Origin of the sequence: Pseudonocardia sp. DSM 110487, assembly GCF_019468565.1 — a bacterium.
Taxonomy (GTDB): Bacteria; Actinomycetota; Actinomycetes; order Mycobacteriales; family Pseudonocardiaceae; genus Pseudonocardia.
Genome location: NZ_CP080521.1, coordinates 1,874,409 through 1,888,476 on the forward strand (window position 1 = coordinate 1,874,409; position 14,068 = coordinate 1,888,476).

The 14,068-nt window shown below is 72.4% G+C and carries 10 protein-coding genes; 6 read left to right on the forward strand and 4 right to left on the reverse strand.

Features of this window, described 5'->3' with window-relative positions; all coding sequences use genetic code 11:
* Positions 1-278 precede the first annotated feature (278 nt).
* Together K1T35_RS08550 and K1T35_RS08555 are read right to left on the reverse strand one after the other, a co-directional pair.
* On the reverse strand, positions 279-1,769 hold the full coding sequence (locus K1T35_RS08550; protein ID WP_220259624.1) for a carotenoid oxygenase family protein: 1,491 nt from the start codon (positions 1,767-1,769) through the stop codon (positions 279-281).
* Between the two features lie 61 nt (positions 1,770-1,830).
* Entirely contained in the window at positions 1,831-2,337 is a 507-nt protein-coding gene (locus K1T35_RS08555; protein ID WP_220259625.1) for a DoxX family protein, read from the reverse strand.
* Positions 2,338-2,430: 93 nt separating this feature from the next.
* On the opposite strand from K1T35_RS08555, the gene K1T35_RS08560 reads away from it, so the two are divergent.
* From K1T35_RS08560 to K1T35_RS08575, 4 genes are all read left to right on the forward strand, one after another.
* A complete protein-coding gene (locus tag K1T35_RS08560) occupies positions 2,431-3,006 on the forward strand; it encodes a TetR/AcrR family transcriptional regulator (RefSeq protein ID WP_220259626.1) in 576 nt (191 codons plus the stop codon).
* Positions 3,007-3,427: 421 nt separating this feature from the next.
* Positions 3,428-5,608, forward strand: a complete 2,181-nt coding sequence (locus tag K1T35_RS08565; RefSeq protein ID WP_220259627.1) for an MMPL family transporter — start codon at positions 3,428-3,430, stop codon at positions 5,606-5,608.
* Positions 5,609-5,613: 5 nt separating this feature from the next.
* Positions 5,614-6,786, forward strand: coding sequence for a sensor histidine kinase (locus K1T35_RS08570; RefSeq protein ID WP_220259628.1), 1,173 nt, complete (start codon positions 5,614-5,616; stop codon positions 6,784-6,786).
* Between the two features lies 1 nt (position 6,787).
* Positions 6,788-7,453, forward strand: coding sequence for a response regulator transcription factor (locus K1T35_RS08575; protein ID WP_220259629.1), 666 nt, complete (start codon positions 6,788-6,790; stop codon positions 7,451-7,453).
* Positions 7,454-8,291: 838 nt separating this feature from the next.
* Here K1T35_RS08575 and K1T35_RS08580 read toward each other — a convergent pair.
* On the reverse strand, positions 8,292-10,091 hold the full coding sequence (locus K1T35_RS08580) for an N-6 DNA methylase (protein WP_220259630.1): 1,800 nt from the start codon (positions 10,089-10,091) through the stop codon (positions 8,292-8,294).
* A 66-nt stretch (positions 10,092-10,157) separates the two neighbouring features.
* Between K1T35_RS08580 and K1T35_RS08585 the strand changes: the two genes are divergently transcribed.
* Entirely contained in the window at positions 10,158-10,949 is a 792-nt protein-coding gene (locus tag K1T35_RS08585; RefSeq protein WP_220259631.1) for a PP2C family serine/threonine-protein phosphatase, read from the forward strand.
* A gap of 81 nt (positions 10,950-11,030) precedes the next feature.
* Here the strand turns inward: K1T35_RS08585 and K1T35_RS08590 are convergent, their stop codons facing one another.
* Positions 11,031-11,726 carry a class I SAM-dependent methyltransferase gene (locus tag K1T35_RS08590; protein WP_220259632.1) on the reverse strand — a complete coding sequence of 232 codons (696 nt, stop codon included), beginning with the start codon at positions 11,724-11,726 and terminating at the stop codon, positions 11,031-11,033.
* 121 nt (positions 11,727-11,847) lie between these two features.
* On the opposite strand from K1T35_RS08590, the gene K1T35_RS08595 reads away from it, so the two are divergent.
* Complete coding sequence (locus K1T35_RS08595) at positions 11,848-14,049, forward strand: cytochrome c oxidase assembly protein (RefSeq protein WP_220259633.1); 2,202 nt, start codon at positions 11,848-11,850, stop codon at positions 14,047-14,049.
* Positions 14,050-14,068 lie beyond the last annotated feature (19 nt).

A 14,068-nucleotide genomic window follows, 5' to 3' on the forward strand; every position in this document is an offset into this window, starting at 1 on the left:
ATCCCGTTCTACCTCGCCTCCCTCGCGGTCATGGCGCTCCTCGGCGTCGGCATGACGCGGCTGTTCAGGTTCGACCCCGCCGCGAGGCGCGCCGTTGCGCCAACGCTGCGGCATGCCCGGCGAACAGGACCCCGGTGACCGCAGGCCCCGCCGCCACCGTCGCGGGAGACAGCGGAAGGGCGGGGGATCGCCCAGACCGTGGACGAGCAGGTCGGTGAGCAGCGCGACGCACCCGACCGCCACGGCGACGGCAGGCCGCGGCGAGCCGAGTCGGGTGGTCATCGGGCACGGTCCCCGCTGAAACCACCGTGGAAGCCGAACGGGATGGTGTGCGGCACCGTCGCGCGCGCGAGCTCGATCAGCGTTGCGGCGTCGAGCACGAGTAGGCAGGACGTACCGGCGGCGACGTCGAGGGCGACCGAGAGGACCACACCGTCGTCCTCCGCGCCGGTCCCACCGGCCCTGGCCGGGCGCGCCACGACGACCGGCTCGCCGGGGTAGGTTCCTGGTTCGTTCCACGTCAGGGCCGCGCCGGTGGTGCAGTCGACCCGCACGAGCTGGTCGAGGAAGTTGCTGCCCGCAGCGTCGCTGGCGCCGCAACCGAACACGAAGCGGTGCTCCCGACCCGCCGACACCGCGACGCGCGGCAGCTCCAGCGGCTCGGCCGACAGCTGCCGCGAGGTGACGCTGCCGTCGTCGACCGCGACGGTGAAGCGGGTGGGTCGGGGCACCGGGATGGCGTGTCCGGCGCGGAGCCGCTCCAGGCGGAACGCGTCGACGATGCTCGCGTCCTGGTAGGTGGACAGGTCGAGTACGACGATGTCTCCGCCGTCGTCGCTCGTGCCTGGACGGTCGAAGGCGTTGATGTGGTGGAAGGCGAAGCAGGCGCCGGTGGTTGTGTCCACCCGGATCGCGCCGGTCGCCGTGTCGATCACCACGATGCGGGTGCCCGTGGCGGGGTTCCACCGGAAGTTGTCGATGAACGGACGCCCGTGCAGCACGAACGACAGCGGGTTGACCACCAGCGGGTGCACGACGATCACGACGTACCGCTCGGTCACCGCGAAGCTGTGCAGGTAGCCGGGGCGGTCGCTGCGTACGGCGGCGATCACCTCACGCGTGAGCGTTCCGCGTTGGCGGGTCACCCGGTACTCGCTGCGGCGACCGAAGGCCAACACGACGTTGATCAGGTCACCGGTGCGCGGATCGGTCAGCGGGTGCGCCGTGCTGGTCGCGCCACCGACGGCGTCCTGATACTCGGCGACGCCGACCGTGTCGAGGGTTTCGGGGTCGAACTCCACCGGCATCGGCGGCTCGGTGAGCGCCACCATCTGCTTGCCGACCCTGGTGATGTTGACGTTCGAGTTCCCGCTGGGCTCGCGACGGAACCGGGTGAAGAACCGGCCGAACAACGACGCGCACGGGTCGGTGGCGAACTCGGCGTAGCCGATGCGGTCGTGCTCGCGCACGGCCGTCGACCCAGGTGTGACGAGCACCCGGTTGCGGTAGGACACCGTCCCGTCGGCGATGGCGAAGCGGTGCAGCATGGCCTGGCCGTCGAACCAGTGCCGGAACGAGCGGCGCGAGGTGTCGAACAGTGCTGGGCCGTTGCGCAGCAGCGTGCCCCTTAGCCAGTTCGGGATCGACCCGGTGACCGGGAGGGAAGCGACGTCGATCTCGGCGTCGAGGCTCGCGAAGCCGGCGGTGAACCCGGGGGACTCGGGCGGGATGGGGACACGCGTCCCGGTCCCGGTGGTCGTGCTGGACATGGTCGGCTCCGTCTGTTGCTGATGGATAGGTGCTGATGGATAGGCGAAGCGCGGGAGCGTGTCAGCGGCTCAGTGCTGCGTCCGCGGCCGGGACGGCCACGGATGCACCGCGTGCGGCCCGGCGGGCCCGGACGCCGGATGCCACGACCGCGAGGGTGGCGGCCAGCCAGAGGATTTGGATCAGGGCCCGGGGGACCAGGGCGTCCTCGGGTGCGGTCGTGATGCCTTGCAGGGCCGCGTAGACGTTCGCCGGATACACGGCGACGAGCAGGGCGGCGAGCCCGCCTGCGGCCCACGGTGCGGTCCGCGGCAGCAACAGCCCGGCTGCGCCGGCAAGCTCCAGTACGCCGGTGATGGTGACGAGCAGGCCAGGCTCGGGCAGTGCCGGCGGAACCATGCCGATCATCTCGGCGCGCATCCCGACGAAGTGGGCCACACCGGTCGTCATGAACAAGGCCGCCAGCCCGCCGCGCAGAGCGACCGGCCACGGCCGTAGCCGACGCACCCCGGCAGCTCCCGCGACGAGCAGCACGAGCGTGACGACGAGGAAAACGATCAGCGGAACCACGATGAGGTCCTTCCGAGGAGCAGTACTTGACAATGACAAGATGCGCCTTCGGTTCGAACTTGTCAATGTCTAAATCCCTGCTAGCCTGCACCTGTGACGAGGACCCGCCCCTACCATCACGGCGCCCTGCGGCAGGCCGTACTGGCAGCGGCGATCACCGCCATCACCGAGTCGGGCCCCGCAGACATCAGCCTGCGTGACCTGGCCCGGCGCGCGGGTGTCTCGCACGCCGCACCGGCCTATCACTTCGGTGACAAGGCCGGTGTGCTCACCGCCGTCGCCGCCCAGGGCTACCAGCTACTGGCCGATGCACTGGACGACGCGCAGCAGCGGACCGGCGACTTCTACGAGGTGGGCGTGGCGTACGTGCGCTTTGCGCTCGATCACCGTGCTCACTTCGAGGTCATGTTCCGGCCCGAGCTCTACCATGCTCAGGATGAGTCGGTGGAGGCCGCGCAGGCCCGAGCTGCTGAAGCGCTCTACAGCGGTGTCAGCTCGCTGCTCGGCGGGCGGGCCGGCCCCGACGTGCAACTCAGCGGCGTGGCCGCCTGGTCGATCGTGCACGGTTTCGCGACTCTGTGGCTGAACAAGGCCCTGCCACCCACGCTCGGCGAGGACCCCGAAGCCGCTGCCCGCGCCATCGCCGGATACCTGTTCCGGTTCCAATGATGGAGCGATTGTCTATCGTCGGACGCTGGTTCACCGAGTTCTGGAGCGCCGATTTCACCCCACGGTTATCGAGGACCTCGCCGCCCCCGGCATCTGTTCTACGGCATACCTGATCACCACATCCGCTGCCTGCCCGCTCGAACCGTGTGAGCGTCGCGCAGACCACGCGGTGGGCGCAGATCCTGCTGGAGCGACGTCCGAGGGTAGCTGTCGCCGTCGTGATGCGGCGACTCGCCGAATTCGGCATCCTCGCCAGTAATTCGCCAGCTTTGGTCCGTTGTGGACAGTCAGATTCTGGCCAACTCTGGTCCCGGGCGGCCGTACGGTTGGCGCGGCAACCGGGTCCACCGACCGGTGGACTCCGGTTCAACTGGTCGAGGCTGTCCGGGAGAGGACCGCTCTGGCCAGCATTCTCTCCGTGATGGATCTCCCTGTACGCATGGCCGGCTGGAGCGCCCGGCACCCGTGGCGCGCGATCGTCGGCTGGTTCGTCTTCGTCGCCCTCTGTCTCGGCGCAGGCAGCACGCTCGACCGCAATGCCGCCACCACCGAGGACTTCTGGGTCGGTGAGGCGGGGCGCGCCGAGGCGATGACAACCGAAGGCGGCCTGCAGCGCAAGCCGACCGAACACATCATGATCTACGCCGAGTCCGGCCGGCTGGACCTGGCCGAGGCCGAATCGGCGGCCCGCGACATCACCGACCGGATGGAGCAACTGCCCGAGGTGGCGAGCGTCGCCGACCCCGTCCGCTCGCGGAACGGCGAGATGCTCCGGGTCTCGGTGACCCTGAAGGGGCCCGAGCTGGAGGGCAAGGAGAACGTCGTTCCGCTCCTCGACCAGACCGCCGAGGTGGCTGCCGGCCACCCGGATCTGGTCGTGGAGGAGACCGGCTCGCCCGCCATCAGCAAGGGCGTCAACGACCAGCGCGACGAGGACCTCGCGCTCTCCGAGCGCATCTCGCTGCCGGTGACGCTCGTCACCCTGCTGATCGTCTTCGGCTCGGTGGTCATGGCGGGTGTGCCGCTGCTGCTGGCGCTCTCGTCGATCGGCGCCGCCCTGGGACTGTCCATGGTGGCCTCCCACCTCCTCCCGGACCCCGGAGTCGGGAGCAACCTGATCCTGCTCATCGGCCTGGCGGTCGGCGTCGACTACACGCTCTTCTACATCGAGCGCGAACGCGAGGAACGGGCCCGCGCCGGTGGCAGGCTCAGCTCGGAGGCACTGGTAGAGCTGGCGGCGGAAACCGCGGGCCGGGCCATCGTCTTCTCCGGCCTCGCGGTGATCGTCTCCACCGCCTCGCTCTACCTTGCCACCGACGTCATCTTCTCCTCACTGGCCACCGGCACGATCCTGGTCGTCGCGGTCGCCGTACTCAGCTCCCTGACCGTGCTGCCCGCCCTGCTGGTGAAGATCGGCCGGCGGACCGAGCGGCTCGGCAAGCCGGCCTTCGCCGCGCAGCCGGAGCCCGAGACCGGCCGCCTCGTCGGCGCGGTGCTGCGCCGCGTGCAGCGGCGTCCCGTGCTCACTCTGGTCGTCTCGGCGCTGGCGATGCTCGCCCTCGCGGCGCCCGCGATGGGCATGAAGCTCATCGACCCGGGCAAGGACACCTTCTCCCGCGACATCCCGGCCATGCAGGCGTACGACCGGCTGACCGCGGCCTTCCCGGAACTGCTCGTCAAGCACGAGGTGGTCGCCCGCTCCACCCGGGAACGATCCGCCGAGGTGCAGCAGGCCCTGACCGAGCTGGGCCGGCGAGCGGTGGCCGATCCGCTGTTCGCCCATGGCGCCGGCAACGCCGAGCCGACGGTGCGGACGTCCGCCGACGGCCGGATCAGCGTGCTGGAGCTGGCCGTACCGCACCCGGCACCCTCCGACGAGGCGATCGAGTCGCTGGACCGCCTCCGTGTGAACCACCTGCCCGCCACCGTCGGCACGCTGCCCGGCGTGGAGGCGGGGGTCAGCGGCGACGTGGCCCGCGGCCAGGACTACGTCGATGACGAGGAGAGCAAGCTCCCCCTGGTCATCGGAGCCCTGCTGCTGGTCACCTTCGTGATGACCGTGGTGGCATTCCGTTCGGTGGTCATCGGCCTGCTCAGCGTCGCGCTCAACCTGCTGTCCGCCGCGGCCGCTCTCGGCGCGCTGGTCCTCGTCTTCCAGGGAACGTGGGCCGAGGGGCTGCTGGACTTCGACTCCCTCGGCGCCATCGCGTCCCGCGTACCGCTGTTCCTCTTCGTGATCCTCTTCGGCCTGTCGATGGACTACCAGGTGTTCGTGGTCAGCCGGATCAAGGAGGCCATGGAGGACGGCATGACGGCCCGCGACTCGGTGGTGGCCGGCATCAGCAGGTCGGCCAAGGTGGTGACCAGCGCGGCGGTGGTGATGGTCACGGTGTTCGCCGGCTTCGTCGCCCTGCATCTCACCGAGATGAAGCAGATGGGCTTCTGCCTGGCGCTGGCCGTGCTGCTGGACGCGGTGGTCATCCGGCTGCTGGTGCTGCCGGCGGCCCTGCTGCTCCTCGGTGAACGGGCCTGGTGGCCGCGCCGCCCGGCACCGTCGGCGCCCGCCGTCGCCGCTCCCCAGCGGCCCGCGCACGTAGGCTGACCGAAATGACCATGCGGGCACTGCACCGGTGGTACGACGCCTTCTGGGTGCTCCTCGGCCTGTGCGCGCCGGTCGTCGCCGTCTGGGACGACCCGGGCACGACGAAGTACTGGTCGTTCGCGCTGCCGGCCGCGCTCGGCCTCTGCTACGCGGCCGTCCGGCTGCTCCCCGGCCGTCGGGCGCTGCCCCCGCGCATCTTCCTGTACGTGCTGATCCTGGTCCTGGGCGTGATGGCCGCACTGCCGGGCGGTGGCGCGGCGATGTTCATCGTCTCCCTCCCGCTCTTCTGGATCTACGCAGGCGGGCCGCGGCAGGCGGTCGGCCTCAGCGGCGCCGCCGCCCTATCCACGGTGCTCGGCAGCACCATCGAGCAGGGCTGGATCCTGGACTTCGGCGCCGGCAATGTCTTCGGCGCCGGCAACGTCGTCGCCGCCCTCGTCGGCTACGCGGGCGGCACGCTGATCGGCCTGTGGCGGGGCAGCATCGCGAAGCAGAGCGACGTGCGCGCCGCTCGGCTCGCCGCCGAGCTGGAGCGGGCGCAGCACCAACTGGCCGAGGCGCACCGGCGCGAGGGGGCGGCCGGCGAGCGCGAGCGGCTCGCCAGGGAGATCCACGACACCCTCGCCCAGGGCTTCGCGTCCATCGTCGTGCTGGCAGAGGCGGCGCGCCGCTGCCCGCCCGGCGACACCGAGAAGTCCGCCCAGAAGCTGCAGTCCATCGAGCAGACAGCCCGCGAGAACCTGGCCGAGGCCCGAACCCTCGTCGGCGCCGCCCTGCAGGGCGGCGCGGCCCCCGGCTCGGTGGCCGCCACGCTGCGCCGCACCCTTGAGCGCTTCACCGAGGACACGGGCCTGGCCGTCACCGCCGACCTGCCGGACCTCGCTTGCGACCAGCCGACCCGTATCGCGTTGCTGCGCTGCACCCAGGAGTCCCTCGCCAACATCCGCAAGCATGCCGCCGCCTCGATCGTCGGTGTCGTCCTCGCCGAAGGCGCCGACGGCGTCGAGCTGGAGATCACAGACGACGGGCGCGGCTTCGTCGTCGGCGACTCCCACGGCTTCGGCCTGGACGGCATGCGCCGGCGCCTCGCCGAGTTCGGCGGCGAGCTCACCGTCACCAGCTCACCTAGCGAGGGCACCCGCATCCTCGCCGCGATTCCCCGGAACGGTCAGGTGTGAGATGACGACAGCCGATGCTGTCGCCGGCCCGGCACACGGCACTCTCCGCATCATCGTGGCCGACGACCACACGGTGATGCGCTCGGGGCTCGTCGCCCTCCTAGCCGCTGAGCCCACCATCGACATCGTCGGCGAGGCCGGGGACGGTCGCGAGGCCGTGAGCCTCGTCGAGCGCCTCGAGCCGGACGTGGCCCTGCTCGACCTGCGCATGCCGGTGCTCGACGGGGTCGGTGCCACCGCGCAGATCACCGCCGGCCGGCGGCGGACCCGGGTGCTGATCCTCACCACCTACGACACGGACACGGAGATCGAGCGCGCCGTCGAGGCGGGCGCAACCGGCTACCTCCTCAAGGACGCCACCCGCCCCCAGCTCGTCGAGGCCATCCACGCCGCCTCCCGCGGCGAGACCGTCCTCGCCCCTCGCGTCGCGCAGCGGCTCGTCGCCAGGATGCGCAGCCCCGCGCCCGTGACGCTCACGGCGCGCGAGGTCGACGTGCTGGCCGCCGTCGCAGACGGGCTGTCCAACGCGGAGATCGGCCGGCGGCTGTTCATCGGCGAGGCCACGGTGAAGACGCACCTGCTGCGGATCTTCGCCAAGCTCGACGTCAGCGACCGCACCCGCGCGGTGGTCGTCGCCCTGGACAACGGCCTGCTGCACAGCCGTTAGCCGGCGAAACACCCCCGAAGCAGCCGCCACACACGTCCAGACAGTTGTGCTCGGCACCCCGTCCCGGCGCTGGACGATCCAACGTCGAGGACCACATCGAGCGAGGAACGGGCGGGCGGGGGCGGCCACGCCGATCGTGCAGGTGCGCGCCTCCTTCTGCAGGCGCGGGACGGCCTTCTCCAGGGTCTGGAGGTCGGCGAGGATCAGCTCGTCAGCCGCTCCGAGCTGGCGCGTTCCAGCCGTCGCCACCCCAACGCCACCGGCAAAGCCGCACTCCGCGCCCTCAAACGCCACCTCGCCGACGTCGTCTACCGCGCCCTACTCACCGACCACCGCCTCCACCAACAACGAACCTCGCAGGCCGCTTGACATAGAAGCTTCCCAGGGTTCGGTAGTGCACCCAACCCGGCCAGCTCCGCAAGGCGACGGGTCAAGGTGAACCGGAGGAACCACCGCCGAGGCCCGGATCACGGGGCGGGCGCCGGTGGCCCGGGCCGGGAACGGCGCGCCCACCGGCAGCTGCTCGACCAGACCGACCGAATGGATCGACACGATCGCGCCCTGACTCACCTCGGCCGCTCGACGGGTTGCGGGCATGATCCGAACTGGCGGTTGTCCATGGCTGCGCCCACGACCATGAGCACCCGAAACTCCGGATCATGCATGGGAAGATCGCGAGTAGCGGTTGTCCATGGCTGCCGGCACAGCCCTGAGCAACCGATATTGCGGATCATGGGCGCGGCCACCGGCGAACGGGACCCGGCAACAGCGCCAAGACACACCTGAGATCACAATCCGGCTGCAGGATCGGACGGTCCTGTTCAGGGCGCTCCTACGCTCAGCCGGGTCGCAGCCAGCCCTCCACGAGCCCTTCGCCGCCCAACCGCAGCAGGATGTCCGCGCGCTCGGCAGCGGCCCGCGCAGCGTCGGCGGCGGCGAGCAGGCCGCGGAACGCCGCGCCGAGCGCGCGCTGCTCGCCGATGGGCAGCAGCGGGACGCGCACCCGGTGGCCGTACCGGCTCGATACGCCGCCGGGGGCGGGCGTGGAGCGCAGGATTCCGGCCAGGTACTCGGGATCGAGCTGGTCGGGGTCCATGCGGTAGGCGGTGAGCGCGGGACCGAGCACCGCGGGCCGGTCGGCGACGCGGGCCCGGCCCATCGGTGCTCCGACCACGTCACCGGCCCGCACCCGGATCCGGCCCGCCGCCGTCGCGGTGCGGCCGGTGGGGGTGGTGCCGGTGGCGAGGTCCGACACGGTGAGGACGGCGACACCCCCGTCGTCCGGCTCCGGCGCCGGGGTCTCGCGCGGCGCGTGCCGGACGGTGACCATGCCCCGACGCGCCAGCTCGGCGACGGTGGCCGACGAGCGGTCGCGTGCGTTGTCGACCACCCGCAGCACGGGCAGGTCCGCGGGCCCGGTGGCGAGCAGCTCGGCCACCCGGCGCCCGGCCTCGGCGGACGCGCGACGGCGCAGGTGGTGTTCCGGGCTGAGGTCGACCTCGTCGTCGAGCAGCTCGACGACCGGAACGGCCCGCGCCCCCTCGCGGACGGCCCGCCCGGCCGCGAACGCCTCCCACAGCTCCGCCGCCGTCTCCGGGTGCCCGCGGGCGAGCAGAACGCGGGACGGGACCTGGTCGCCGGGCTCCGGCCTGCGCAGCACCCAGACGTCCGCGGGGCGCGTCTCGTCCTCGATGGTGAGTACCGCTCGCAGGACGCCGGCGCGCAGGAGGTTGGCCCGGATCCGCCGGCCGGGACGGCGCGCCGCGACCGCGGCCGGCAGTCGCAGCACGACGCGCCCTCCCGGCCGCACGTGCGCGAGGCCGTGCTGCACCCACGCCAGTTCGGGCTCCGTGCGCGGCGGCAGGCCGTGGGCGAAGCGGGCGTCGCCGGCCAGCGCGTCGTGCGGCCATGTGCGGTCGACGACGGGCGGGGCGGACACCACCGCGTCGAACTCCTGGCCGGCGAAGGCGTCGTGGCGCAGGGCGTCCGCGACCGCGACCGATTCCGTGCGCGAGCCCGCGAGCAGCAACCGCGTGGCCGCGATGCGGGCCGTGGCGGGGTCGGCCTCCTGCCCACGTGCCCCGTCGGCGCCGGTGACGAGCAGCAGCGCTCCGGTGGCGCAGGCCGGGTCGAGGACGCTACCGCCGTCGGGCAGTGCAATGCGCGCCATGGCCGTGGCGAGCGCGTCCGGTGGCTCGCCCGCCGGACGGCGGTATCGGCCGCACAGGTCCTCGTACGCGCCCGCGGGACCACGGCGGGCCGCCATGTCGTCGAGCAGGGCGGCGAGCGCCGGATCGTCCAGCGGCGGAGCGTCGCCGGGCAGCAGGTGCGCGAGTTCGGGGTGATGGCGGTCGAGCAGGTAGGCGCCGGCGACGGCGAGGCGCTCCGGCAGCAGGAAGTCGGCGCCGTCGGAGATCAACCGTTGCCATGCCCGGTCGGCGGCCGAGAGCCGGTAGCGCTTGCCGTTGCGCCGCAGCCAGTCCTCGACCTCGGAGAGCGCGAATCGCGGGTTGGACGCGGTGCCGGACACGGGGGCCGGGAAGTCGTCGTGGCGGCGGCGCCAGTTGCTGACCGCTGCCCGGCCGACCCGGCCGAGCCGGGCGATGTCGCCCGTGCTGACGGTCGGATCCGCGGTCATGGCGCTGAAGGTAGTTCACACCACCCGCTGTTGTGAAGCCGGTTCACAGCATGAGAGGGTGGCCCCATGCGACCGACGCTGCGCTCGGCGGTCGGCTCCGACGTGGGCCGTCGCCGGGAGAACAACCAGGACTCGGCCGTCACGAGCCCGCGGATTCTGGCCGTTGCGGACGGGATGGGCGGGCATGCCCACGGGGAGGTCGCGAGCGCCGTCGCGATCTCGGCCCTGCTGGATCTGGACGCGCGGCTGCGCGGAGCCGACCTCGCCGGCGTCGACCTGCTCGATGCGCTGCGCGAGACCATCGACGACGCGGCGGCCCGCCTCACCGGGCTCGCCCAGCAGGACCCGGACCTGCGGGGCACGGGCACGACCGTCGTCGCGCTCCTTGTCGACGGCACCCGGATCGGAGCCCTGCACCTCGGCGACTCGCGCGCCTACCTGCTGCGCGACGGCCAGCTGCACCGGCTCACCCGGGACCACACGCTCGTCCAGTCCCTCGTCGACGAGGGACGCATCTCCGAGGCGGAGGCGGCGACACACCCGCGCCGGTCGTGGCTGGTCAAGACGCTCCAGGACAGCAGCATCCCCGAGCCTGACCTGTTCCACGTCGAAGGCAGGCCCGACGACCGCTACCTCATCTGCTCCGACGGGGCCACCGCCGTCCTGGAGGACGCGCAGCTGCACGAGATCCTGGCGGGCTTCGCCGAGCCCGCCGCGGCCGTCGCGGAGCTCATCGCCCGCGCCAACGCGGGGGGTGGCCCGGACAACATCACCTGCATCGTCGCCGACCTCGTGGAAGGCGCCGAACCAGAGGACGACATCCCCGTCGTCGTGGGCTCGGCCGCCGCGCTGTCCTGACCCCGCACCCGCGAGTCGCGCTCTCGATGTACGCGAGTCGCGGTCTGCGTGTGCCCGAGTCGGGCGTTCCACCCTGTGATCTCAGCGCCGGGCCACGAGCCTGCGCAGGGGGACGGGGAGCACGCGACCGGGGCCTGCTCGCCTTGCGAGTCCGCTCGCCACTCGTTCGCGGACGTCGGCTGCCAGGTCGGGTGGCCACCACCCGGCCCGGGACAGATCGCTGACCAGTGCTCGCGCCGTCGCCGCGTCGGGCAGCGGGAGGGTGAACGCGCCGCGGTCGTCGCCCAGCACCGCGAAGTCGGCTGCCGCGAGCAACCAACCGGCCTGGTCGAGGGCGGAGCGGTTGGTCCAGCCGGTGCGGTGCACCGGTGCCGTCCGTAGCTCCGCGAGCGAGCGCGGGCTCGCCGACGGCACCACGACGACCAGCGTGCCGGTCGGCCGGAGCACCCGCCGCAGCTCGGCGAAGACGCCGTCGAGGTCGGAGAGGCGGGGGAGGGCGAGCAGCAGGATCGCGCCGTCGACCGCGTTGTCGCACAACGGAAGGGCGTTGGCGAGACCGGCGACGACCGGTTCGGCTCCGGGCCGAGGCGCACGGTCGACCCCGATCCACCGCCCCGGGAACTCGCCGGCCAGCGGGCCGGAGCCGCAGCAGACGTCCAGCACGCGGTTGGCGTTGGCGAGCGGGCTCGCGGTCCACGTGAGGGGGTCGGTCCCGTGCCGGTCGGAGGCGGTGCGCAGCAGCCGCCCCGCGACGTCATCAGGGGGCGGTGTGTCCACGCGCGGCAGTCTCGCAGTGCGGTCCGTACCGGCTCGCGCGCCCCTTCTCGGCCGAAGTGCCCCGTCGAACAGGCGCGCGAGCGGACCGAGGCCGCATCGGTGACCGCACTAGCCTGGTCGCATGGCGCACGCGTCCGTCGAGCCCGCCGCACCACAGCCGTCCACCCGGCCGGCCGCCGAGGTGGCGGGCCTCGTCGGCGTCGGCGTGTTGATCGCCGTGCTCGTCGCGGCAGGCCTCACAGCACTCTCCGGGGCCCGGCCCGCGGCGGCGCTCGGGCTGCCGGATCCGGGCACGCTCACCGTGGTCGGGCTGCCCGCGATGAGAGCGGTCTCCGAGATCTGCATGGTGCTGACGATCGGGGCCGTGCTGCTCGCGGCGTTCCTCGTGCCCCCGCAGCGCTCGGGCTACCTGGACGTCGCCGGCTACCGCGCGTTGCGGGCGGCGTCCTGGACGGCGGCAGGCTGGACCGTCGCCGCATCGCTGATGGTGCCGCTGAGCATGGCCGATGCGCTCGGACGCCCCGTCGATCAACTCATCGACCCCGCCACGATGCTCGACCTCCTGCCCCGCCTGGAACCTGCCGTCACGTGGACGGTCACGGCGCTCGTGGCCGTGCTCGTACTCGTCGGCTGTCGCACGGTGCTGACATGGGGCTGGACCGCGGTACTCCTCGGCATCTCCCTGCTCGGACCGCTGCCCGTGACGTTCACCGGGCACTCCTCCACCGGCGGCGCCCACGACGTGGCCTCCGACAGCCTCGCGCTGCACGTGCTCGCGGCGTCGCTGTGGGTTGGCGGGCTCGTCGCCGTGCTGCTGCTCGCCGCTGCGCGTGGCCCCGACCGGCTCGAGGCCATGGCCACCGCGATCCCGCGGTACTCGCGGTTGGCGCTGGCCTGCTGGCTCGTGGTCGCGGCCACCGGAGTGGTCAACGCACTCGTCCGGATCCCGCTCGACGCGCTGGCCGGGTCGACGTACGGGACGTTGGTGCTGGTCAAGGCGGGCGCGCTGCTCGGGCTGGGGCTGTTGGGGGCGCTGCACCGACGATCGTCGGTGGCTGCGGCCGCGCGTGGCGAGCCCGCCGCGCTGATGCGTCTCGGCGGGGTCGAGGTGCTGCTGATGCTCGCGACGATCGGTCTCGCCGTCGCGCTCGGCCGGACCGCGCCCCCGGACACCGGCGCTGGTCCGCCGTCGCGCGTCGAGGTCCTGATCGGCTACGACCTCGCCGGACCGCCGACGTTCGCGAGGCTCGCTCTCGACTGGCGGTTCGATCTGATCTTCGGGACCGCCGCGCTCGTGCTCGCCGCCGCGTACCTGCTGGGAGTGCGCAGGCTGCACCGCCGCGGCGACCGGTGGGTCACCGGCAGGACGGTGGCATGGCTCAGTGGTTGTGCTGCCCTGCTCGTCGCGACCAGCTCGGGCCTCGGGCGGTACGGGCCCGCGATGTTCAGCGTCCACATGGGCCAGCACATGATCCTCGGGATGCTGGTCCCGATCCTGCTGGTGCTCGGGGCGCCGGTGACGCTCGCGCTGCGGGCACTGCCGCCGGCCGGGCGCACGCGGCCGCCCGGACCGCGGGAATGGCTGCTGGCGGCCGTGCACTCGCCGCTCGCGCGCCTGCTCACGCACCCGCTGGTGGCGTTGGCGCTCTTCGTGGGCAGCTACTACGCGCTGTACTTCTCAGGGCTCTTCCCCGCCGCCTTGCCCGAGCACTGGGCGCACAAGGTCATGAACCTGCACTTCCTGCTGGTGGGGGCGCTGTTCTTCTGGCCGATCGTCGGCATCGACCCCGCACCGCGACGGCTGCCACCCGCTGCCCGGATGGGGCTCGTGTTCGCGTCCGTGCCGTTCCACGCGTTCTTCGGGGTGGCGGTCATGAGCGGCAACACGGCGCTGGGAGGGGACTACTACCGCAGCCTCGCCCTGCCGTGGGTGCCCGACGTGCTGGCTGACCAGCGGCTCGGCGGTGGTCTCGCCTGGGCCGCCGGCGAGATCCCGCTGCTCCTCGTGGTGATCGCGTTGGTCATCCAGTGGTCGCGCCAGGACGAACGGTCGGCGCGGCGCGCTGATCGACAGGCCGACCTGCACGGCGATGTCGACCTCGATGCCTACAACGCGATGCTCCGCCGCCTGGCGACGGGTGAGCCGCCGCTCGTCGCGCAAAGCGACGAAATCGCCAATGAGCCAGGTCACACGAAAGAGACCTCGCCAGCGGATGGCGACGGGGGTGCAGCCCGCTCCGAGGCCTCCTCTGAGGCTGTATCCGCAGGTCATCGCGATGCGGACAGCTCTGTCGAGCAGTCTGGACAGACCCGCGACGACTGACCGTTCGTCGCGTGCGGTG